The sequence below is a fragment of the Sphingobium sp. TomMM15 genome (assembly GCF_055397045.1).
Genome location: NZ_AP027316.1, coordinates 223,516 through 245,520, shown reverse-complemented (window position 1 = coordinate 245,520; position 22,005 = coordinate 223,516). Strand labels below are relative to the sequence as shown.

The following is a 22,005-nucleotide window of genomic DNA, read 5'->3' as shown; positions in this document are numbered from 1 at the left end:
ATGCTGGAGGTCTTCACGGTCGGCGGCGGGGAATATCTCGTCAACACGTTCAACGCGGTTGCGGCCTGGACCGGGGGTGGCGGTTATCGCTCCATGATCCGGGTGGTCATGGTGATGGGCCTCATTTACTCCCTGCTCGTGGTGGCGTTCACGCTCAACTATAAAGCCTGGCTGAACTGGTTCCTTCAGGCCACCGCGATCTACCTGTGCCTGATGGTGCCAACCGTCGACATCAAGGTCACTGATCGGGTCAATCCAAGCCTGGCGCCGGCAACGGTCGCCAACGTGCCGTTAGGCCTTGGGGTGCTCGCAAGCTTCACGACTCAGATTGGCGACTATCTGACCCGCACGGCCGAGACCGTGTTCGTGAGCCCAAGCGAACTTAACTATAGCAGCAATGGCCTCATCTACGGCGCCCGGCTGTTCGACGCGACGCGCAATTTCATCATCCGTGATGCGGAGTTTTCCGCCAATCTCGATCATTATATGAAGCAGTGCGTCTTCGGCGACATCATGCTGTACCAAAAATCGCTGACTGACCTTGCCAACGCTACCAACCTGTGGGGCGCGATCGCGTCGGATGCGGAATCCCGGTCGCAGGAATGGCTGGAGCGCAGCGGCGGCACGGTCACGCCCTATATCGTGACGTGCAAGGACGCTTACTCCATGCTCGATGCCCAATGGGCCTCGATGATCGAGTCCAACTCCAAAATCTGGGGGCTGGAACTCTATCCCAAGCTCTCGGAAGCGATCGCGCAAGCCAAGCTCCGCAGTGACCTGCCGATCGCCAATCAGGCCTTTACCCAATCGACCGCCGGCTTTGTCGAAACGATGCGGCAGAACACGGCAATCAATGCCTTTATGCAGGCCCGCAACAATATGAGCGGGAGCGCGATCGACGCCTTTGCGCAAACCCGCGCCGACATTCAGGCGCGCAACACCTATAACAGCATTGCCCAGCAGGCGATGACCTGGGTGCCGATCCTTAATATCGTGCTGACGGTCGTGTTTTTCGCCATGTTCCCGGTCATCTTTCCACTGTTCCTGATGCCGCAGACCGGGCTGTCGGCGCTGAAGGGATATGCGACGGGGTTTTTCTATCTCGCTGCCTGGGGTCCACTTTATGTAATCTTGCACATGATCTGCATGACGCGGGCGGAGGTTGCCGCCACCGGCGTTGCCAAGGGCGGCGTGACGCTTGGTACCTATGCCGGGATCGGCGCGGTCAACGCGGAAACTGCGACGATCGCGGGGTTCATGCTCATGAGCGTACCTTTCCTTGCCGCGGGTCTGGCGCGCGGGGCCATGTCGATCGCCGGGCAGTCCATGTCGATGCTGGCACCGGCTCAGAACGCGGCGGAGGCGGCGGCGCTGGAGGAGACCACCGGCAATTATGCCTATGGGAATGTGAGCTGGGCGAACCAGACGTCCAATATGCGGCAGAGCGACCAGTGGAATACGGCGGCCTCCTATCAGGCCGGTGGGGCTGCTTATAGCTGGCGTCATGAAAATGGCGGGGTCGTGTCCAGCTTCGGCAATGGGCAGGAGGTGATTGATACTTCTCATGCCATCTCCCGGCTTGCGTTCACGCCGACTGCCAACACCGGGTTCGTGTCCGAAATGCGGGAGCAGGCGCATGAGGCGCATCGGCAGGCGCAGGCCTATCGGGCCGCGGCGAGCGATATCCTCACTGCCACCCATACCGATCGTAGTTCGTCCAGCCTGTCGTCCGAGCGAACAAACGGATGGGACACGAGCGTAGGCCGAAGCTCGGGCACATCGGTCGAGTACAGCGCCCGGCAAACCGGCAGTAGTTCGAGCGGCATTGACCAGCGGTCTTCAACCGGCCTCAACCAGTCGGAAAGCCGTGGTCGCGATTGGTCCACAAATTGGATTGAGCAAATCGGCGGCAATGTTGGAGGTAATCTTGCTGGTCTGGGTCGAGGGGGGCTTGGCGGCAGCTTTGACGTACGCGCGGGAATGACCGCCAATCAGAACGATCAGTTGAGCCAAGGCTTCAAGGAATCTCGGTCCAGCGACGAATCCAATAGTTCCTTCAGCGGCGTTCGTGACGAACATTCGACCGGAAGCAGTGCCTCGGCGTCTGAGGGAACATATGAAAAGGGCGGGTCATTTGACCGGGCATCGACGACCAGTTCCTCGTCGCAAGGACGGGAAGATTCGCTTGCGCGGGCCCGCTCCTACCAGGAATCAGCTGAAAAGCTGGAAGAACTCTCCCAGCAGCTCTCGCGCGACGCCAGCTACGCCGAGACGCACGGGATGCAACTGAGCGAAAATCTAAGCCAGGATCTGACGCAGTGGTATCGCAAGGAGCAGTCAAGCAATCCCGGACTGGACGCGCCGGAGCTATGGGCAACCGAACTGACGGACCATCAACGGATGGTCCGTGACAGCATGATCAATCGTTGGATGGGTGAGAAGAGAGATTCGATCCGTGCTGAGGTGCAAGGCCGACTTCATGAGCCTGACATGGTTGACGTCCCGCATCGGGCGATGGGCGACTTTGATGACGTGCGGAAATCCTATCATCCTGGCGGTGTCGGCAGCTTGCTGAAGGGGCCGGCGTTGGGTGATCCCAGTGTAGCGGTCGAGATCATAGCAGAAGGGCAGAGAAGCTATGCGGCCGGCAAAGCAGCGGCTCAGGTCCGGCGATCGGGAAGCATTGAGGCGGGTGCGGGCGTGCAAAGTGGGGTCAACCGGGAGACAAGTCGGAAATTCTTCGAGACCCGTCCTCCGGACGAGTGAATTACCTTACGAAGTAAAAGTATAAAAGAACGCCGGCAATCAGTAGCAGCGCGAGCGCATGTGCAATAACATCGATGATCGTGAACTCGCGGTTCTTATCGCCGCCCGTACGGTTATCGCACGTGACAGGGCTTTCAATTAGGCGAATGATCGGTGCCGGAGTGTTCTTGGTGGTCAGGTAGGTATCGAGATCAAGCATTGAACAAACCTCCGAACGTTTACCCATACGACATTTGAGGTTTGTTTTCAATGTGGTACGAGGCGATCGGTGTAACCGATGCGCCCGACATCCAGCACCGGAACAGCTTTGGGCATTATCAGGATGCTCACCGTAGCGAGCCTTGAAGCCCGTTGGCCCAAAGTTGTCTGGGTTCGGGGGGCGAGGCAGGGTGCAGCTTCCACGAGCCTCTGCATCGGGCTGTGTTGGGCGACCTCATCCAAAGGGCAGCCGTCCCGCAGGATCATTAACCGGCCTAACGCGTTTGAGCACCGAAACGGAGGACGGCAATGATAGCGGAATTTAGCCTAAGCGAAGGCAACCCCGTTACGGTGCGAATTCCGACGGAAGTGGGCCGCCGTCCCGACGCGAAGTGGGCCACCGTTCCGGTGGCAAGCGGGCCGGGTCGGCGGCGTCAATTAGGAGACCTGCTTGGGTCAGCAACTGCAGCAGAAGCCTTGTCCTGTGAACACGGACGGAGAGGCTGATGCCAGCAAAGAGAGTGATGACCATGAGACATTTACGGCGGGTATTGCGCCTTACATCATGAGGGAACGCCAACACGCGATGTTGTGCGCGTCTCGGGCTGACGCACGCCGCGTGGGACAGGTCAATCGTACCTCCTGACATGCGAAGGTCGTTGGCATTTCAGACAAAATTCTGGCGGATCGTGCCGGTGTAGCCGGGAAAAAGACACCCGGCACGTTTGCGTTTTTGGCCGAACTCACTACCTCAGCGCGTCGGGGGACAATGATGACCAGCTTCCGGTTCTTGCACGCTGCCGATATTCATCTGGATAGCCCTCTCCATGGCCTGTCTCGCTACGAGGGCCTGCCTGACGCCGAGATCCGCGGGGCGACGCGCGCGGCCTTCGACAACCTGGTGCAGCGCGCCATTGAAGAAGCGGTCGAGTTCGTCGTTATCGCCGGCGACCTGTTCGACGGTGAATGGAAGGACATGGGCACGGGCTTGTACTTCGCCAAGGCAATGGGCCGGCTCGACCAAGCCGGCATTCCGGTCTTCCTGCTGGCTGGCAACCATGACGCCGCCTCGGTCCTCACCCGCAGCGTGCCATGGCCGCCAAATGTTCGGCTCTTTGGCACCAGAAAGCCGCAGACCCACTTAGTCCCGGACATCCGCGTTGCCGTCAGCGGCCAGAGCTTCGCGACTTCCGCGGTAACCGACAACCTTGTCCTAGCCTATCCGCACGCGGTCCCCCACCACTTCAACATCGGTGTGCTGCACAGTGCCCTAGCGGGGCGGCAGGGGCACGCCGCATACGCGCCTTGCAGTATCGATGACCTCAAGTCGAAGCATTATGATTACTGGGCGCTGGGCCATGTTCACGAGCATGAGATCGTCAGCGAAAATCCGTATGTCGTCTTTCCCGGAAACACCCAGGGGCGCTCCATCAGGGAAACCGGCGCGAAAGGCGCCGTCATCGTCACGGTGGAGGATCTGCAGGTCGCCTCGGTCGAGCAGATCGAACTCGACGTGCTGCGCTGGGCGAGGGTCGAGGTCGACTGTACCGACAAATCGGCGAACGACGTGTCAAACCTCCTGCGCGCCTCCTTGACGGCAAAGTGGCAGGACAATTCGGCTGGCCTGCCGTTGGTGGCGCGGGTCACTCTGGTTGGACTGACCCAGGATGCAGGGGAGATGCACGACCGCGCAACGACGCTGCGCGACGACGCCCGCGCGATAGCGAGCAGCATCTCGCCAGATCTGTTTATCGAGAAGGTGAGAGTCGAGGTGAGCGCGCCCCGGCAGTCCAGCGGCATCGTGATTGGCGACGACCTTACCACGCTGATCGACCAGGCCGGCAAAGATCCGACGCTGGCGGCCATCGTGGCCGAGGACCTTGCGCCCTTCCTGCTCGCTGCGCAGACGTCTCTCGGCCCTGCCGAGGATAGCGACTTGAGGCGCTCGGCGAGCGAGGGCGACTGGTCCGCGGTGCTCAACACCGCGACCCTCGCGCTTCGATCGCGCCTGACGAGGAATCAGTAAGATGCGCTTCGCCAGCCTCTCGCTCGAGCGCTATGGGCACTTTGAGGACTGCGAACTATCCTTCCGCGCAGGCGCGCCCGACCTGCACATCATCTACGGGGCTAACGAAGCCGGCAAGACGACCTCCATGGCCGCGGTGTCGGACCTGCTCTTCGGCTTCCCCACCCGCTCACCCTACAACTTCATCTATGATTACGCGCTGCTCAGGGTCGGCGCCATCCTCGAGGAGGAGGATAATTCGCTGCTATGCCGGCGCAAGAAGGGGACGGCGTCGACGCTCCTCGATGGCGACGACCGTCCACTTGACGAGGGCACGCTGCTGGCGATGCTGCGCGGCCAGACTCGGGAGACATTCGGCCTTTCCTTCAGCCTGAACCAAGAAGGTCTGCGCGAGGGCGGTCGCGCAATGGTAGAGGCGCGCAACGACCTAGGCCGGGCTCTGTTCGCTGCCGGGTCTGGATTGACCGGTGTGTCCGACGAGCTGTCCAAACTAGAGGCGGAGGCGGACGCAATCTGGGGGCCGCGCGCCTCTGCCCGACGGTTTTTCACCATGGCGCAACGCGACTTCGAGACTCATAGCCGCACAGTCCGGGACCAGTCATTGAAGCCGAAGACGTGGCTCGACGCGAAAAGCGCGGTCGCCGCGAAGCAAGAAGAGCTGACCGTGGCGCAGCGCGCCCGGGACGAGCTGCTCGCCGAGCTCAGCCGCATCGAGCGTATCCGCCGGATCGGACCATCGGTTCGCTTGCGGGCTGACCTCCTCACGGCACTCGAAGGACATTCCACCACCATCGACATCACGCCCCAGCGCGAGGCGGCGGCGGAACTGGCCATGGCCGAAGCCGATGCTGCGCGCAGGGTCAGGATTGCCGCCGAGAAGCTGGTGGCGGAAGCGGGCGACAAGATTGACGCCTTGGATGCCGACCCGTTGGTTATGGCACAGGCCGAGCGGATCGACGGGCTCCTGGCGGCTTCGGGTGCAGCGTCGAAGGCGCGGCAGGACAAGATCCGTCTGGAAACGGAGCTGGCAACTGGAGCGGTCTTGGTAACAAGGCTCCGGGAGGAGACTGGGACTATCGGCAATCCCCCCACCAGGATCGCCAGCTCCAAGCTGCGCGAACTCGCGCTGCAGCACGTGGAGGACGCGTCTGCGCTGCGTCAGATCGAAGTAAGCGAAGAGGAGCTTTCGCACCGCCGCGCATCGGCGGAAGCCAAAGATGAGCCGCAGACCCGCGATCTCTCCGCAATTATCGCGGCGGTCGATGCGGCGAGGGCGCTGGGTGCCGATGCCGACCTGCGATGCACATCGACGCGACGTAAGGCCGAGCTGGCGGCATCCACGCTCGAGCAGGCGCTGGCCCGACTGGCCCCCTGGACGGGCGACACCCAAGCGCTGTTCGCATTGCCTAGCGTGACGCAGGCCGAGATGGAGGACGCACGCCTCACGCTAGCCGACATCGCAACCGAAGTCGGGCGAGAGTCCGCAGAAGCCGCGCGTGCCCGGCAGGAGGCAGCGATCCTTTCGCTCGAAATGGAACAGCTGTCGTCAGGCACAGCCATTTCTGCAGACGAGATCGCAGCATCGCGGGCCGCGCGCAGTGAGCACTGGCAGCCGCTGCGCGACCATGTGCTAGCGCGAGCGTCCCTCCCCTCCCCCGAACAATCCGTCGCGGCCTTCGAGGCGAAGATCGCTGAGGCGGATGAGAGGAGTGACCTGCGGTTCGCGGCGGCGGACGAGTCCAGCCGCCTTACCGACATGGCGCAGCGCCGCGCGCGGCTCCTTCTCGAAGCCGAGCAGGCTGAATCTCGGTCGGCCGCGGCGACCGAGCGTGGAGAAATGGTCCGCACCGCCTGGCAGGAAAGGTTGATCGGTTCCGGCTACCCGGCGATGGAGCCGGCCCGCTTCCTCGGCTGGCTCGCCGAGCGGGATGCGGTCGCAGCGGCTGCGAAGGAGGCCATTTCGACAGCGGACGACGCCAAGGCGACGATCGGGCGACGCGATGCGGCTCGTGCCGAGTTGGTAAGATGCCTGGGTTCGGAGGCCGAGGTAAAGGAGGGTTCCGAACTCACTCCCGTCCTCGTGATCGCCGAGCGGGTCCGCAGCGAGGGTGAGAAGGCAGCGCAGCGCAACGAGCTGGAAAAGGCTGCTGCCTTGCAGATCGAACGCGACGCGGAGATGCTCGGGCGCCGCCGGAAGCGGCTTGCCGACGCAGCTGTGGCGAGAGCGGAGCAGTGGCGCCGGCTCTTGTCCGAAGTCGGGATCGAGCTGGAGATCTCCGGCGCAATTGCCACGCTCGACGCCCTTGACGAACTTCGTGTGGCGATCGCGGCGCAGTCCGAGCTGCAGGGCCGCATTGACGGCATGGCGCGGGACGCCGGCGGTTTCGAAGATGATGTCGCGGCTATCGCTGACGCAATCGGCATCGCCCCAACGAGCGATGTCGCCGATCGCCTCAGCCTCATGCGCACGCGCCTCTCGGCGGCAAGGGCCGCCGCCAATGTGGCCGAAGCGCTCCAGGAGACGATCGCGAGCAGAACGGCCGAAATATCGGCGGAGACGGCGAAAATCGATGCCGCAATGGACGCACTTCTTCCGCTGTTGAGTGAAACCGCCTCAGATGATCCTGGCGAACTCAGCGGCGCTATCGAACGCTCGCGGGCTGCGCGGGCCCTGCGCGCGGCAGTGGCGGAAGCGGAGATGACCATCACGGCGGGAGGAGACGGCAAGACGCTCGAGGAATTACTCGATGTCATGGCTGATATCGACGTCGACGGTCTGGCCGCCCGGACGCAAAGCTTGGCCGCCGAGCTATCGGAGCGCAATGAGGGGGTGGCGGCCGCGGCGGCCGCGCACGGAGACGCAAAGCGGGTGTTCGCCAGCCTGGAGACGGATGCGGATCCGGCAGCTGATGCAGCGTCCGACGCCGAGCAGGCCCGGGCGGAGCTTGGCGTGCTCTCCGAGCAATTCATCCTCAAGAGGGCTCAAGCAGTCACCCTTCGTTGGGCGATCGAGAAGTATCGGGAGCGCCACCAGGATCCGATGCTTCTTCGCGCCGGTCAGATATTTTCCACGCTGACGTCCGGTCGCTACGCAGCGCTGCGGATCGACAACGACAGCGCATCTCCGCGGCTGTTGGGCCTGCGCGACGACGGGCGGACCGTTATCGAAATCGGGGCGATGAGCGAGGGAACCACCGACCAGCTGTTCCTGGCCCTACGGCTCGCAGCTGTGGAGCAGTCGGTCGCCGCCGGCGTCCGGCTGCCATTTCTCGCCGACGATCTGTTCGTCAACTTCGACGACCAGCGTTCGGAGGCGGGCTTCCAGGTGCTAGCCGAGCTGGCACGCTCCACCCAGGTTCTGTTTTTCACCCACCATCCCCACCTCGCCGCTATCGCGCGCAAGGTGGTGGGGACGGAGTTCCATTCGGAATGTTCACTGGCTTAGACCGCCCAGCCGGTCTCATCTTGAGATCCACTGCAAAACTGCGCCGCACCGTTGCGCTGTCACTGCACCGAAAACACCCATCGTCCACAAGGGGCAAGCATTTAGTGAGGTGCATGGCCGTCAAATTGAGCAATGTATGGCGCGAAGCTGGCATGTGACGCGCTCAGGCCGGCCCGATTGATCGCGAACGAAGCTGGCTCTTCTCCCGGTCAGGCTGTAAGCGCCTCCCATGTCCCTGATAGATACCTACCTCGCCAACGCTCAAGCCCAGCGTGACGCTGCCGTCAAGACGACGCTGCCTAACCGCAAGGCAATGCACGAGCGTTCCGCTGAAACTTGGGAAGCCATGGCGCGCGGCGCCAGCGCCACCGCAGCTCGGGCTGCCATCAACTTAGCAGCTAAGGCGGCTGGCGTCAGCTGACATTCCCATCAAATGGAGAGGCTATGCGGCCTCGGCCTGCAATTCCCTCTCGGGATCGCGCAGCATATAGCCGCGACCCCAGACAGTTACGATATAATTGTCGCCGCCGCAGGCCAGCGCCAGTTTCTTGCGCAGCTTGCAAATGAAAACGTCGATAAACTTGAGTTCGGGTTGCCGGCGCCCCTCATGCTCGAGTGAAACGCCAGCGGTCGGCGTCGCTCTCATCGGCATCGAAGCGATATCCGTCACTATCGAAGCCGCGCATCGCGTCCACGTCGATCACATGATGCTCGCACAGCCAGCGCGCCATCATGCCACGAGCGCGCTTTGCATTGAAACTCACAAAGCGCGGTCCGTTGGGCCCAGGCTCGCGAAAGTCGACGTCGATCACCCGCACGCCCGCCAGCTTGCCTTCCACGGCTGCGAAATATTCCTGACTGGCGAGGTTGAGCACCACTCCTGAACCCTCTGCCGCAATCTGCTCGAGCAGCAATTGCGCAATACGATCGCCCCACCAGTCGGTCAGCTTCTTGTGCCGCGGCGCCCAGCGCGTCCCCATTTCCAATCGGTACGGCCGGATAGCGTCTAGCGGGCGGAGCAGTCCATAAAGGCCCGACAATATCCGAACGTGATCTTGAGCGAAGGCGACGCCCGCTTCGTCTAACGTGGACGCTTCGAAGCCCGTATAGACATCGCCGGCGAAGGCAAACAGCGCCTGCCGCTCGGGAAGGTCGGCGAAATCGCGATAGCGCTCCGTATTGAGTTTCGCTAGGCGCGGTGAGATGTGCATCAACTCTGATAGCCGCTTCTGCGAGAGGTTCGCTGCTGATTTGGCCAGGCCGCGCGCTTCCTCGGCGAAATGCGGCGTCGTAACCCCAAGTGGTGGCAGTTGGCGCTCAAAATCAAGCGTTTTAGCGGGGGACAACAGGGTGATCATGGTCGCCTACTAGCTACGACGGTCCGGTGCGTCAAAATGCAGTCGCACGCGCATCATGTCGGTCTGCGATTAATCAATATCGACCCTTCCTCGCCGCTCAACGGGCAAATTTCGCTCCCAAGCAGCGGACGTCTAATTACCGCGCTCCGGCCGGTCAGCATGTCCGCTTTGTTGGACTTGTACGAACCCGCTGACGCGGGATGGGCACCCGGATTTGAAGTCCCGCTGATGATCTGAGAACAGCACTACAGTTGAGCACTGCTCGGGTTGGGCAGAGCATCGCGACTCCTTTCAACCAAGGAGCCGAACGATGAGCAGCTATCTTTCCCAAGTTCCCGCCAACTCGCTACGCCAGCGCATGATCGACGACATGAACATGCGTCGATATTCGCGGGAGACACAGCGCAACTATGTTCGCGATGTCGCGCGGTTCGCAACCTATCTGGGGCGGCCGCCAGACACCGCGACAGCCGAAGACCTGCGGCAGTTCCAGATCGATCAGCGGGCTTCGGGCATGGGCGTGCCGACCATGAACAGCATCGTCGCGGCGCTGCGCTTCTTTTTCACGCATACGCTCGATCGACCTGACCTTTCCCGCAAGCTCTTTACAGTCAAGCACCCACGCGCTTTGCCCGTCGTCCTCAGCCCCGATGAAGTTGCACGTCTGCTCGACGCAACCACCTGCCTCAAGCATCAGGCCGCGCTATCGGTGGCTTACGGCGCAGGCCTGCGCGTCGCCGAGGTGGCGATGCTCAAGGTTCGCGACATCGACAGCGAGCGGATGTTACTCCGGGTAGAACGCGGCAAAGGCGGGCAATATCGCAATGCGATCCTCCCGGCTGACCTGCTCATCCTGTTGCGCGAGTGGTGGAGGGTCGGACGGCAGCAGGGCGTGATGCATGCCGATGGCTGGCTGTTCCCCGGGCAGCATGAGATGAAGCCGATCAGTACGCGCCATCTCCATCGGATCGTCGCCGAAGCCGCGCGCTCGGCCGGCATCACGAAGAAGGTCGGCCCCCACACTTTGCGGCATAGCTTTGCCACGCATTTGCTGGAGGACGGTGTCAACATCCGCGTCATCCAGGCCTTGCTGGGACACGCGAAGCTGGAGACCACGGCATTTTATACCAAGGTCGCGACCCGGACTGCCCGCGCCGTCATCAGTCCGCTCGACAAGCTGGCTTTGCTCCCGGCGCCACAGCCACAGGTGTCGCCGGACGGCTGAGCCGTTGCCCGGTGACCATGAGGTCGCCGACATCTTCCGCGCTGCCGGGCCGGCCTATCGTGCCGCCCATGCCGGACATCTGAGTCTTACCCAGCTCAAGGTGATGACGGCGATCGAGAACTGCCGCACAGCTGCCCTAGGCGGTCATGTCGAAGCCTGCGAGGACTGCGGGCATTGGCGGATCGCCTATAATAGCTGTCGGAACCGGCACTGCCCCAAGTGCCAGGGTGCAGCCGCGCGTACTTGGCTGGCGGAGCGCGAGGCCGATCTGCTGCCCGTCGGCTACTTTCACGTCGTCTTCACGTTGCCAGCCGAGATCGCCGACATCGCCTTCCATAACAAGGCCCTGCTTTACGGCCTGCTGTTCCGTACGGCGTCTGAGACGATGCTGACGATCGCGGCCGATCGGAAGCATCTTGGCGCCCGCATCGGCATCACCGCCGTGCTCCACACATGGGGCTCAGCGATGACCCATCACCCGCATGTGCATATGATCGTGCCGGGTGGTGGCATCGCGCCAGACGGGACAGGGTGGATATCGTCGCGCCCCACGTTCCTGCTGCCCGTGCGAGTTCTGGGTGCGCTGTTCCGCCGGCTGTTCCTCGCTCGGCTGATCCAGTTGCACCAGGCTGGCAGGCTCGCCTTCTTCGGATCACTTGCCCCGCTCGCCGAACGGCGAGCCTTCCTGCGCCATATCGCCCCTATCCGTAAGAAGCGCTGGGTGGTCTATGCCAAGCCGCCCTTCGCCGGACCGGGGGCGGTGCTCGCCTATCTGTCGCGCTACACGCACCGGGTTGCCATATCGAACCGGCGTCTCCTGGCTTTTGACGGCAACAGCGTCACTCTGCGCTACAAGGATTATCGCAAGGATGGCGCCGATCGCCAGTGCGTCATGACGCTCCCAGCCGACGAGTTTATCCGCCGGTTCCTGCTCCACGTCCTGCCACGCGGCTTCCACCGCATTCGGCATTATGGCCTGCTCGCCAGTTCCGCCCGCAAGGCCAACCTCGCTCTCGCCCGCCAGCTGCTCGACGTCGCGGCCGTGCCCGAGGATCCCGGCACCGAAGATCCGGTCGATCCTCGTCCACCATGCCCATGCTGCGGCGGCCACATGGTCATCATCGAGACCTTCGAGCGGTGGCGACAGCCGCGCGCTCCTCCGATGGAGACTCTGCCTGCCCGGGAGCTTGTGTCATGACCCGGCATGACCCGTCCGTCATCTCTCCCGCGAGACCGCCTTCGCGGGACAGGATCGCCCCTGTGCCTATCGCCATCTCCGGCGGGCAAGGACGATTACGACCAGGCAGAAAGCGGCGTCTTGCCATCCCTGACGACCATCGGACTGACCTGACCATGGGCAGATCGCTATGCCCCGTCATCGCCTCAGAGGCATCCAGGCTGTACCGAAAACCGAAATCCCCATAACGTATCGCCTGCAGCACCGCGGGTCGTACATGTCAGGCTTTCGTACGCCTGACGGCGCCCGAAACTCTTCGACAATCCGGAACGGCGCGTTTCAGGATCGCTCACCGGGATAGCGGACGCGCTAGGACGTGAACTGGCTCGTCAGCTTCGCGCCCTTTAGCCGTCGTTGAAGACGCCAAGTGTCGATCCTGAAAGCCGCCACTTCCGCGCGGTGATCGGTAACCCCTTCAGAAAGATGGAGCTGGAGACCATTTTGCGCGGTTTACTTTCAGCAGCTGGCTGCTCCTGAGGTCGCGCCGGAACCCTCACCTGGTCGACATTCACTTCAACCGATCAAATGTCGGCCGAAGCGCGACCAACGCTGCCTTCGGCGGTCGTGGAAGCGAAGATGCTCCTTATCGAAATCCATTGTGTTTGGCCAAAGAGCGCGCCACACTTTCGCGAGCCCGGACCTAACAAAAGGATTATCGATGGGGCACGATATGATAGGCAAGGTTGCGTGGGTTACCGGCGGCGGTTCGGGAGTGGGGCGTGCGGTCGCCCAGGTTCTGGCGCGCGCGGGTGTTCATGTTTACGTCAGCGGCCGCCGCGCTCGGCAGCTCGACGATACTGTCGAAAAGATCCGGAAGGAAGGGGGGCGCTGCAAGGCGATTGGATGCGATATCTCGAACCCGAATGCCGTCGCGCACGTTGTCCAGACCATTTTGATAGAGCAGGACCGTATCGACATCTACATCGGTGCCGCCGGCTACAATATCAACCGGCGCCAATTCTCCAACCTTAAGCCGGAGGAAGCCAGTGACATCATAGCAACCAACTTAACCGGCGCCTTCAACGCCAGTTCAGCCGTACTCGCCGCGATGCGTCCTAGACGCGAAGGTGTTCTGATCCACATTGGGTCCTGGTCGGGCCGCCGCGTGCGTCCCTTTTCTGGCCCAGCCTACACAGCTGCAAAAGCCGGTCTGCTGGCAATGAGCGAAGCGTTGAATCTGGAGGTCGCCCTGGAAGGCATCCGATCGACTGTGATCGTGCCCGGTGGCATCGACACGCCGTTGCTCGACAACCTGCCTGATCCTCCCTCGCCTGATGTCCGTGCTCAACTGCTTCGCCCGGAGGACTGCGCCGAAGCCGCCCTTTGGGTTGCGCGCCAACCTGCCCGTGTCCGCATTGACGAGATCATCATTACTCCTACCGTTCAAAACGTTTGAGAGGCGAGCCACCGTTTCCGACCCGATATCCCAATACGAAAAGCTGATCGTTGAATCTTAACGGGACTTCTCCTCCCGCGAATGGCCACCCCCGGCAATCACGATCAATTAGCTCGATCTGGCTCGGGTTTGACAAGTGTAAGCACGGCGACGTGGGCGCCGTGCTCATCGACAAGGGTTAAACGGAGCGAGAAGCGTCCCGCCTTCAGGCGACCAGATCGCCCGAAATGATTGCTCGCTCCGGCGTCAGGACGGCGACGCCGCGCGTGCGAAGCTCCTCCAGCGGCACAAGGTGGGCTGTCACAATCGGCAGTACTTCGCACTTGATGAAGCGCAGGCTCATCGTGCCATGGACGTGATCGAAGCTGTCGATCCAGTTCCCCCCAATCCCGGGATCGCTCTCGGATATGATCACGCGCGCGGTGCCGTCCGGTTCCAGAACCACACGGTTCATGTTGATGTGGCCGCCCTGATGCTCGTAGGTGTCCAGATTTTCCTGAAAGACGTTGAGAAGCTGGAAGATCCAATGCTCTGCGGGTGGCACGGCGAACTGGAACACCAGTGCCATATCGCGCGGCTTGTCCCACGCGCCAAAGGCGTGGTGCCGGTCGGCGACACCCCCATTGCTAAGGTAAACCGTGCGCGAGAATTGCAGCTGATTGATCCGGGTGCCGAGATTATCGAACCACCAGGATCGCGGCAATTCCGCATAACCGCGCACCATCTGCGCGGCACGGGCGAGGTTGGTGGCAAGCTCGTGGGCCCGGACCGGGCGCTGGGCGGGCCGGTCCAGCCGTTCGATGTGCATGACCGGGTCGACCTCCTTCGATCGATCCTGGTGAACGACACGGATCAGCATGCCGACAGAGTTTTCGTCGATCTTCAGCCAGTCCTTGCCCCCGGGCTTCTCACGCGTGCAATAGACCTCGAAATTGCCGTCAGCGTCGAAGTGGATGGCGTCGCTTTGCAGAAAGTCGGTGGTGTAGAGCATCGCCGGATCGAACTGCTTCAGGCTATCGACGCCAGCCTCGGCCCAATCACGCGATCCGACGTCCCTGTCCTGATCGGCCTTCCACACGGCCATCACGAAATAGGGGACCGTTCCGCGATTGCCCCAAATCCGATATTCATAACCTGGCTCATACCATTCGGACAGAAGATGGTCCTGATCCGGGCTGGTCGCATTCACAGAGCTCCTGAACGGTATGTCGCGAAGGCGGGGGTGGTCGGGTTCGCTATTCTCCACGAAACGTTCTAGGCCGTTGCGCACTTGGCGCGAGAGGTAGCGAAACCATTCGGTACGATCAAGATCATCGACTGCATCGCCCCAGCGAGCGATCTCATGCCCTGTCAGGCGGATGGTCTCGCAGAAGTCGTCCCATGCGCAGCCTTCAAGTAGGCGGCGGGCTGCGGTTTCGTCAGGCATGCATCGTCTCCTGTGCTATTGCTTTCGTCATCAATGAACTGGGGCGGCGGTCGCCAGCGTAAATGGGCGCCGGATGAAAACGGCGGCGAGCGCAAGCGTCAGCGTGACCGCCAGTGCCGCAAAGCCGCCATGCACGCCAAAGCTGGCGCGCAGTGGCAGGACGATGAGCGGACTTAAAAATTCGCTCAGGAATATCGCGCCGAACATCAGCCCGATAGCACGCCCGCGCAATGCGGGTTCGGCGCGCGAGATAAGCAGGCTGGCGAAGAACGGCGAGAAGAGGCCGGTGCCGATCCCCATCAGGAAGCAGCCAAGTGCGGCCATCTCAACTGTCCAAGCCGCGGACAGGGCTGCCGTGCCCATGAGGTAGGCGGCCAGGATGAGCCGGAATGTTCCTGCCTCCCCGAGGCGGCGGTGGACCAGCGGAAAGGATGCGGCGCTCAGGATTGAGGCGAGCGCGCTGCATGCGATGACACGCGACCGGATTACCGGATCGGTCACCCCGTCAGCTTGAAGCAGGAATGGAACCTGGGTTGCCGGCATCATCATCAGCCCGGCCATTGCTACGATCGTCAGATAGATGGGCCATAGCGAAGCAAGCGCGGAAAGTGGCGGTGCGGTCTCACCCGGACTGCTGGGTCCCGGTGACCGGATGTGCGGGACGGCAAGCAAGGCTGCCGCAAAGAGCGGCACCGCGATAAGGTAGATGGCGAAGGGGGCACGCCATCCCCCCGTTTGCGCGATCAGCCCCGAAATCAGCACTGCGCTCATTGCCGCGATGCCAGCCAGAGCATCTTGCGCCGCGATCAGGCGACGGCGCCCGCTGCCGTCAAACCGCGCCCCGATCAACCATGTTGCAGCCGTAGCAATGCTCGCGCCTGAGAAGCCCATCACAAACCGGGAGGCGAGCAGCACAAGCTGATCATCCACCCACAGTCCCGCCGATCCGCCCAACCCAAAGCCGGCGAAGGCGGTGATCGTCATGGCACGCGGGCCTACCCGGTCGATCAGCCAGCCCCCGATGGGTGCGCCCAGCATCAGTCCGATTGCTGGCGTGGTCATGATCCATTGCGCCAGCATCGTCCCACCGGCCCTGCCGCTGAAATGCTCGGCGATCATGGGCAGCACGGGTGCAATGGTGCTAAAGGTGAGCGCCATCAGCGGCGGGCCGGAAAGCATGACCGCGATCATCAGCCATGCTCGCCAACCCTCCACCCTGCGTAGCGCGCTTTGCGCAGTATCCTCGCCCATTGATTAGTATCGCGCCCGTAATGTTACGCCGATAATCCGCGGTTCGCCAAGGAAACCATTCACCTGCCCAGCGTTGAATCCCGCCACCGTCAGGCTGGTAAAATAATTCTTGTTGAAGAGGTTGCGGCCCCAAACCGACAAGTCGATCCTGCCGTCCAGAAAGCGCATTCCCGCACGTGCGTTTACGAGTGAATAGCCATCGACCACCGTATAGGATGACAAGTTCGAGCTGCTGTTGAAGCTGGATTTGTAGCTGTAATCTGCCCCGATATAGCCATCCACGGCATCACTGAACGGCACGGTCAAATCACCGCCCGCCGAAAACGACCAGCGGGGTGCCCCCGGAATTTGCCGCCCGCTGAGATCGCAGACCGTCTGCAAGCCGAAATATTCCGGCGGGCATGGGGCGTTCCGAAAAGACAGGAACTTGGCATCGACATATGTGCCTGCCGCGTAGAGACTGAAGGCGCGGCTAGGCGTGTAGCGGAGCTCCAATTCGGCGCCGCGCGAGCGAACCTTGCCGCCATTGGTGAGATAGCTGATTGATCTCGATGGTTCGAGGATCGTTGTTTGATAGTCCCTGATGGTCGTGTGGAAGGCCGCAGCATTCAGGATCAGCCGCCTGTTGATCAGGCTGGATTTCAGGCCGATTTCGAAATGATCCACCGTTTCGGGTCCAACGGTGGGCGAGATGCCGGCAGGCACGTTCGTCAGGTTGATACCGCCCGATTTGCTGCCGCGCGCATAGGTAGCATAAGCCAAGATGTCGGGCGTGAAATTATACGCCAAGTTGATCTGGCCTGTTACGTTTCTCTCATGCGTCCGCGCCGTGTAAGTTGTTGGCGCACCGAAGCTATCGCGGATTGCCTGTGCCGGAACACGGATTGCGTCGGACAGCCCGGAGATATCTGGGCTCAGCCCAGTGCTCTGGTCGAAGACGCCGCGTTTCTTCTCGTCGTTGTATCGCAGGCCGGCTGTGATCGCGAACGCCGAGGTCACGTGCCACGTCAGCTGCCCGAAGGCGGCGTAGCTGCGACCGCGAAGAGTGGAGATGCTGCGTACGGTGAAGCCGTTCAGGGCCGCGTTTGTCACAGCGTTCGACGCTCCCAGTGCGAAGGCGGGTGCATCTGGCCCGTAACGGGTCAGCTGGTCGACATCGACGTCATGATCATAGAAGTAGAGCCCGGCGACATAGTCGATCATCCGTTCACCGGTCGAAGCAATGCGCAACTCCTGCGAGATTTGATGATCATCGATCAGCTGCTGAGCGCCGGAGAAGATATCTAGGGCAATATTGTCAGCATCGACGCGCGGATCGAACTGCCAGCGCCGCCATGAGGTGAGCGAGGTGATCGACGCGCCATCCAGATCGAAAACTGCCTCACCCGTGAAGCCATATTGCTTCATGTGGATGCGTTGCATGCGGTTGGCGTCGTTCAACCGAGCAAATGGATCAACGGCCAAGGGGGCGTATCCAAGCTGCGCGGCTCGTGTCAGGAATGGGCGGGGCAACGGAGTCCCGTCCACTCGCTTGTCTATAAGGTCGGCGACCACCGCATAACAGCAACTGTCTTCCAACCTGGAATAGTCGGCGATCAGCCGAACCTTGAACCGGTCGCTTGGACGAAACAACAGCTGCGCACGCGCGGCATCATTTGCGCTCTCGTTCACTCCGCGTCCGCTGACGGTGTTGCGGATAAATGCGCCGTGCTCGCCATGTGATAGCGTGAACCGCGCCGCGAGAGTATCGGTGAGCGGCACGGATGCGCTCATCCGGCCTCGATAGGTGGCGCGGCTGCCGATCGTCCCTTCCGCCATAGCCTCGGGCTCGAAGCTCGGAGCGCGCGTGATGATATTGATCGCGCCAGCGGTGGTGTTCTTACCAAACAGAGTTCCCTGCGGGCCGCGCAGCACCTCAATCCGGTCGACATCGACCAGCTCGAACGTCGATTGCCCTGGTCGAGCGAGGTACACGCCATCGACGTGGACACCGACGCCATTCTCTAGCCCGACGTTGCTGAACAGCGCGTTCGCGCCGAGGCCGCGGATGTTGACGTTTGTGTTGTTGGGATTCACCACGGAGATGAGCACGCTCGGCAGCTGCTGCTGGATCTGCTGTAAACCAAAGCTGTTACGCGCTTCCAGCTGTGCGCCGCCGATCGCTGTCAACGCGATGGGCACGCTTTGTGCAGTTTCCTCGCGGCGGCGAGCGGTCACCACAATGTCGCCAAACGCTGCCTCGGGCTCTGCTGCCACAGCTGCATCAGAGCGCGTCTGAGCAAGAGCAGAAGATCCAAAGGAGACCCAAGCCACCGATGTCGTTGCAAGCCATTTCAAACGTGCGTTCATAGCAATCCCCTCTCTCAGCGCGGTGCCCCCATATTTCGAGGTGCAGCTTTTCGCACGACTGGGGCATAACACGCGGCAGAAGCAGACAAAGCAATGGAAATGACTTCCGCAGACCGGCCAGTTTTACTAGGATGCGGACATGAGCTGGAGCATCGAACATGCGCACCCGATCGGAGAGGCTCTGGTTGCACCTGGCTTACGTTTTACCCTTTGGGACTATAGCTGCGACGAAGGTGAGGACAGGTTGGCGACGAACGACGCCCATGTCGTCAGCCTGATGCTCACCGGTGATTGCGACGCCTTGGTGCGCCACGACCTGGGCAAGAGGTATTCTCAATTCCGTCGGCTTGGCTCTCTCTTGATGACTCCGGCGCATGTTCCGATCCACACTATTGGCATGCCGTTCCGCACCCGCGTGGCACGACTGGAGGTCCTACCGGGGCGGTTTGCCGCGCTCGAGCGCTTGTCCGGCGAGCGGATCGCCGATCAGCTGATGCGGTGCACCGACATTCCAACTGAGACAATCCGAACTGCTATGCGTCGGCTGGCCAGCGAAGTCATCAATCCGGGGCTTTCGTCCGATCTGCTGCTGGAGGGCCTTGGCACGACAGTTGTGGTCGATCTCCTGCGCTATATGGAGGATGAATCGGCGCAGGTGTCCTACGCTACCCTTGGCCATACCGCGGGAAGCAGCTTCACCGTCGCGCAGATTCGATCAGTTGCCGATTTTGTCGAGGCGAACCTCGAAAGGCGGATCAGCGTCAGCAGCATCGCTGGTCATTTCAATCTGAGCGCCCGACATTTCGCTCGCCGCTTTCGCGCCACGACGGGCCAAAGTGTCAGCAGGTTCGTTGAGCAAGTACGATTGCAGCATGCACGTAAGCTGCTCTCTGACCGGCGCCTTTCTATCAAGGAGATCTCGTACCGGATGGGTTTTGCCAGTCCGGCGAACTTTTCCGATGCCTTTCTGCGACAGTGTGGCGAGCGGCCGAGAACGTATCGACAGCGCCAGGCCGAAGCGATGGATTGAGTAGGTCACGCGTTCTTCCCCACCGCCACCGTACAGCTGGACCCGATTGATCGCAGCAAGGTACTTTCTGAAGCGCCCAAAGAAGGTGCCAGCCTACACCTGAGAACTGGAAAAAGGAAGATAATCAGAAATTAGCGGGTCAAACTATACAGTTCGAATGAGTCCGCGGAAGGGCAGCTTTCCCAAGTCTGGTGTCCAATACCCGTCATTCTGGATGCGGCCAGGACGCGTCATAATCCGCCGTGTGAACCAACGTCCGGTTTCGGCGGCCGGGTTGGAACCCGTGAACGTCGCCTATGTCGGCGTTTTAGGACCTACGGCGTTCTGGAAGGCCTCTTACCCCCTTCAAATCGCCATCGTCATATGCGGTATTGTCCTTAACCGTCCCATGTCTCGGATGGGCGGGGCGCCGAAGAGACGACGATATTCGCGGCTGAACTGGGAGGGGCTGTCATAACCGACGCGGAAGCCCGCCTCTGCCGCATCGAGCCGATCGGCCAGCATCAGCGCCCGCGCTTCCTGCAGCCGCAGCTGCTTTTGGTATTGCAGCGGGGTCATGGCGGTGACGCGGCGGAAATGGTCATGGAAGCTCGACAGGCTCATGCCGGCAAGGGCGGCAAGCTGCGGCCCGCTGAACGGTTCGCGGAAATGGGCTTTCAGCCAAGCGATCGCGCGGGCGATCTGGCCAGTGCGGCTTTCGCCGCTGGCGATAGCGCGCAGCACGCCTCCGCCAGGCCCGGTCATCAGCCGTACCAGCAGCTCCCGCTCAATCAGCGGCGCGAGCAGCGGCGCACTCTCCGGATCGCCGAGCAGCGCCGTCAGCCGCGTCGCCGCGTCGATCAGTTCGGGCGTCATCGGGTGCAGCGTCATGCCTCCGCCATCCTCCGCGCCCGGCGATTGGGGCGGCAGGGTTAGCGCGATCTCCGATAACAGTGTCGGATCGAGATAGAGGCAAAAGCAGAGATAGGGCGCGTCTACGCTCGCCTGTGTGACGGCGCCGGTAATCGGCAGGTCGAGCGAGGCGACCAGATAGCTGGCCGGGCCATAGTCGATCACCGCTTCGCCCAGCAGCACACGCTTGCCCCCCTGCGCGATGATGCACAGCGCCGGGCGCTGCACCATATGCACCGGCTCGCCGGTTTGGCCCGAACGAACCAGCGCGAGGCGCTCGATGGGTGTGTCGATGATGCCGTCCCGATCGGCATATCGGGCAATTTGCTGGGCCAGGCCTTCATGCCTCACCGGCGTGTCCCCTTCATTTCTGCTGCGATTAGCTAGTAGCTTGCTAACGAGCTGTCTTCCACCCTCCCGTTCCAAATCTGGAATATCGTGCAATCATTCCGCACGACCATTCTACCGCTCTGGGGTGCAGCAGCGCCATTCAGATCGCATCGGATCGACGGTCGGTCCGCGTGAATAGGAGTGACTATCATGGCTATCGAGGACAAGGTCATCGCGATCACTGGCGCCAGCAGCGGCATCGGCGAAGGAACAGCGCGGCTGCTGGCGGCGCGCGGCGCGAAGTTGATGCTGGGCGCACGCCGCACCGACCGGCTCGCCGCGCTGGCCGAGGAACTGAACGCGGCGGGAGGCACGGTCGCCTTCCGGTCGCTCGACGTCACCGACCGCGCCGACTTCGAGGCGTTCATCGCCGCAACGGAAGCTGACTATGGCCGGGTCGACGTGCTGGTCAACAATGCGGGCCTGATGCCGCTGTCGCGCTTCGATAGCCTCAAAGTCGACGAGTGGGATCGGATGATCGACGTCAACATCCGCGGCGTTCTCCACGGCATCGCCGCGGCGCTCCCTCGCTTCAAAAGCCAGGGCAGCGGCCAGTTCGTCAACATTTCCTCGATCGGCGGCTATGCCGTTTGGCCGACCTGCGGCGTCTACAGTGCGACCAAATATGCGGTGCGCGCGATCTCCGAGGCGCTGCGTATGGAACATGACGACATCCGCGTCACCATCATCGCTCCGGGCGTGGTGGAATCGGAACTTGCCCACACTATCACCGATCCGGTTGCGGCGCAGGCGATGGTCGATTTCCGGGCCATCGCGCTCACTCCGGATGCGATCGCGCGGGCCATCGCTTATGCAGTGGAGCAGCCGGCCGATGTGGACGTGAACACGCTGATCGTTCGTCCGGTTCGTTCAACGATCTGACCAGCATGGGGGGCAGTCGCATATTGCCCCCCTCGAATGGTTACAGCGAAGTCCTACGCATTGCCTGATTTTCCGGAGGCCTGGTCAGCGCAGCTCAAAGGCTCAGTCTTCCGAATACGTGATAATCTCCATGGC

At 61.9% G+C, this 22,005-nt stretch carries 15 protein-coding genes and 1 pseudogene; 9 read left to right on the top strand and 7 right to left on the bottom strand.

Going from position 1 to position 22,005, the window contains the following annotated elements:
• Entirely contained in the window at positions 1 to 2,766 is a 2,766-nt protein-coding gene (locus ACZ51H_RS18080; protein WP_464803559.1) for a conjugal transfer protein TraG N-terminal domain-containing protein, read from the top strand.
• Between the two features lies 1 nt (position 2,767).
• Here the strand turns inward: ACZ51H_RS18080 and ACZ51H_RS18075 are convergent, their stop codons facing one another.
• Entirely contained in the window at positions 2,768 to 2,965 is a 198-nt protein-coding gene (locus ACZ51H_RS18075; protein ID WP_464803558.1) for a hypothetical protein, read from the bottom strand.
• A gap of 771 nt (positions 2,966 to 3,736) precedes the next feature.
• On the opposite strand from ACZ51H_RS18075, the gene ACZ51H_RS18070 reads away from it, so the two are divergent.
• The 3 genes from ACZ51H_RS18070 to ACZ51H_RS18060 all read left to right on the top strand — a co-directional run bounded on the left by ACZ51H_RS18070 (position 3,737) and on the right by ACZ51H_RS18060 (position 8,856).
• Positions 3,737 to 4,990, top strand: coding sequence for a metallophosphoesterase family protein (locus ACZ51H_RS18070; RefSeq protein ID WP_464803710.1), 1,254 nt, complete (start codon positions 3,737 to 3,739; stop codon positions 4,988 to 4,990).
• A 1-nt stretch (position 4,991) separates the two neighbouring features.
• Positions 4,992 to 8,435 carry an ATP-binding protein gene (locus tag ACZ51H_RS18065; RefSeq protein ID WP_464803557.1) on the top strand — a complete coding sequence of 1,148 codons (3,444 nt, stop codon included), beginning with the start codon at positions 4,992 to 4,994 and terminating at the stop codon, positions 8,433 to 8,435.
• A 229-nt stretch (positions 8,436 to 8,664) separates the two neighbouring features.
• The gene (locus ACZ51H_RS18060; protein WP_464803556.1) at positions 8,665 to 8,856 is read left to right on the top strand and encodes a hypothetical protein; all 192 of its coding nucleotides are present in this window, start codon (positions 8,665 to 8,667) and stop codon (positions 8,854 to 8,856) included.
• Between the two features lie 21 nt (positions 8,857 to 8,877).
• On the opposite strand, the pseudogene ACZ51H_RS18055 reads toward ACZ51H_RS18060, so the two are convergent.
• Together ACZ51H_RS18055 and yaaA are read right to left on the bottom strand one after the other, a co-directional pair.
• Positions 8,878 to 9,033: pseudogene (locus tag ACZ51H_RS18055) on the bottom strand (winged helix-turn-helix domain-containing protein); the annotation flags it as partial.
• A 7-nt stretch (positions 9,034 to 9,040) separates the two neighbouring features.
• Positions 9,041 to 9,793, bottom strand: a complete 753-nt coding sequence (gene yaaA, locus ACZ51H_RS18050) for a peroxide stress protein YaaA (protein ID WP_464803555.1) — start codon at positions 9,791 to 9,793, stop codon at positions 9,041 to 9,043.
• A gap of 310 nt (positions 9,794 to 10,103) precedes the next feature.
• Between yaaA and ACZ51H_RS18045 the strand changes: the two genes are divergently transcribed.
• The 3 genes from ACZ51H_RS18045 (at position 10,104) to ACZ51H_RS18035 (ending at position 13,651) form a co-directional block, all read left to right on the top strand.
• Positions 10,104 to 11,018: a tyrosine-type recombinase/integrase gene (locus ACZ51H_RS18045; RefSeq protein ID WP_464803526.1), complete on the top strand. Its 915-nt coding sequence runs from the start codon at positions 10,104 to 10,106 to the stop codon at positions 11,016 to 11,018.
• A gap of 4 nt (positions 11,019 to 11,022) precedes the next feature.
• Positions 11,023 to 12,216 carry an IS91 family transposase gene (locus tag ACZ51H_RS18040; RefSeq protein WP_464803527.1) on the top strand — a complete coding sequence of 398 codons (1,194 nt, stop codon included), beginning with the start codon at positions 11,023 to 11,025 and terminating at the stop codon, positions 12,214 to 12,216.
• Positions 12,217 to 12,913: 697 nt separating this feature from the next.
• Positions 12,914 to 13,651, top strand: a complete 738-nt coding sequence (locus tag ACZ51H_RS18035) for an SDR family oxidoreductase (RefSeq protein ID WP_097093757.1) — start codon at positions 12,914 to 12,916, stop codon at positions 13,649 to 13,651.
• Positions 13,652 to 13,856: 205 nt separating this feature from the next.
• Here the strand turns inward: ACZ51H_RS18035 and ACZ51H_RS18030 are convergent, their stop codons facing one another.
• Genes ACZ51H_RS18030 through ACZ51H_RS18020 form a run of 3 tightly spaced genes read right to left on the bottom strand, consistent with a single transcriptional unit; the run spans position 13,857 to position 18,677 of the window.
• The gene (locus tag ACZ51H_RS18030) at positions 13,857 to 15,077 is read right to left on the bottom strand and encodes a hypothetical protein (RefSeq protein WP_464803554.1); all 1,221 of its coding nucleotides are present in this window, start codon (positions 15,075 to 15,077) and stop codon (positions 13,857 to 13,859) included.
• Between the two features lie 30 nt (positions 15,078 to 15,107).
• Positions 15,108 to 16,328 carry an MFS transporter gene (locus ACZ51H_RS18025; protein WP_097093759.1) on the bottom strand — a complete coding sequence of 407 codons (1,221 nt, stop codon included), beginning with the start codon at positions 16,326 to 16,328 and terminating at the stop codon, positions 15,108 to 15,110.
• Between the two features lie 3 nt (positions 16,329 to 16,331).
• Positions 16,332 to 18,677, bottom strand: a complete 2,346-nt coding sequence (locus tag ACZ51H_RS18020) for a TonB-dependent receptor (RefSeq protein WP_097093760.1) — start codon at positions 18,675 to 18,677, stop codon at positions 16,332 to 16,334.
• A 139-nt stretch (positions 18,678 to 18,816) separates the two neighbouring features.
• Here ACZ51H_RS18020 and ACZ51H_RS18015 point away from each other — a divergent pair, with 139 nt between their 5' ends.
• Entirely contained in the window at positions 18,817 to 19,707 is an 891-nt protein-coding gene (locus ACZ51H_RS18015; RefSeq protein WP_464803553.1) for a helix-turn-helix domain-containing protein, read from the top strand.
• Between the two features lie 345 nt (positions 19,708 to 20,052).
• Here ACZ51H_RS18015 and ACZ51H_RS18010 read toward each other — a convergent pair whose 3' ends face one another.
• Positions 20,053 to 20,949: an AraC family transcriptional regulator gene (locus ACZ51H_RS18010; RefSeq protein ID WP_097093705.1), complete on the bottom strand. Its 897-nt coding sequence runs from the start codon at positions 20,947 to 20,949 to the stop codon at positions 20,053 to 20,055.
• Positions 20,950 to 21,138: 189 nt separating this feature from the next.
• Here ACZ51H_RS18010 and ACZ51H_RS18005 point away from each other — a divergent pair, with 189 nt between their 5' ends.
• A complete protein-coding gene (locus tag ACZ51H_RS18005; RefSeq protein ID WP_097093706.1) occupies positions 21,139 to 21,870 on the top strand; it encodes an SDR family oxidoreductase in 732 nt (243 codons plus the stop codon).
• The last annotated feature ends 135 nt before the right edge of the window (positions 21,871 to 22,005 follow it).

Excerpts from the sequence above, each read along its gene's own strand:
- ACZ51H_RS18020 (WP_097093760.1), bottom strand. The coding sequence starts at position 18,677 with ATGAACGCACGTTTGAAATGGCTTGCAACGACATCGGTGGCTTGGGTC.
- ACZ51H_RS18035 (WP_097093757.1), top strand. The coding sequence starts at position 12,914 with ATGGGGCACGATATGATAGGCAAGGTTGCGTGGGTTACCGGCGGCGGT.
- ACZ51H_RS18070 (WP_464803710.1), top strand. The coding sequence starts at position 3,737 with ATGACCAGCTTCCGGTTCTTGCACGCTGCCGATATTCATCTGGATAGC.
- ACZ51H_RS18015 (WP_464803553.1), top strand. The coding sequence starts at position 18,817 with ATGAGCTGGAGCATCGAACATGCGCACCCGATCGGAGAGGCTCTGGTT.
- ACZ51H_RS18060 (WP_464803556.1), top strand. The coding sequence starts at position 8,665 with ATGTCCCTGATAGATACCTACCTCGCCAACGCTCAAGCCCAGCGTGAC.
- ACZ51H_RS18065 (WP_464803557.1), top strand. The coding sequence starts at position 4,992 with ATGCGCTTCGCCAGCCTCTCGCTCGAGCGCTATGGGCACTTTGAGGAC.
- ACZ51H_RS18045 (WP_464803526.1), top strand. The coding sequence starts at position 10,104 with ATGAGCAGCTATCTTTCCCAAGTTCCCGCCAACTCGCTACGCCAGCGC.
- ACZ51H_RS18075 (WP_464803558.1), bottom strand. The coding sequence starts at position 2,965 with ATGCTTGATCTCGATACCTACCTGACCACCAAGAACACTCCGGCACCG.
- yaaA (WP_464803555.1), bottom strand. The coding sequence starts at position 9,793 with ATGATCACCCTGTTGTCCCCCGCTAAAACGCTTGATTTTGAGCGCCAA.
- ACZ51H_RS18030 (WP_464803554.1), bottom strand. The coding sequence starts at position 15,077 with ATGCCTGACGAAACCGCAGCCCGCCGCCTACTTGAAGGCTGCGCATGG.
- ACZ51H_RS18005 (WP_097093706.1), top strand. The coding sequence starts at position 21,139 with ATGGCTATCGAGGACAAGGTCATCGCGATCACTGGCGCCAGCAGCGGC.
- ACZ51H_RS18080 (WP_464803559.1), top strand. The coding sequence starts at position 1 with ATGCTGGAGGTCTTCACGGTCGGCGGCGGGGAATATCTCGTCAACACG.
- ACZ51H_RS18025 (WP_097093759.1), bottom strand. The coding sequence starts at position 16,328 with ATGGGCGAGGATACTGCGCAAAGCGCGCTACGCAGGGTGGAGGGTTGG.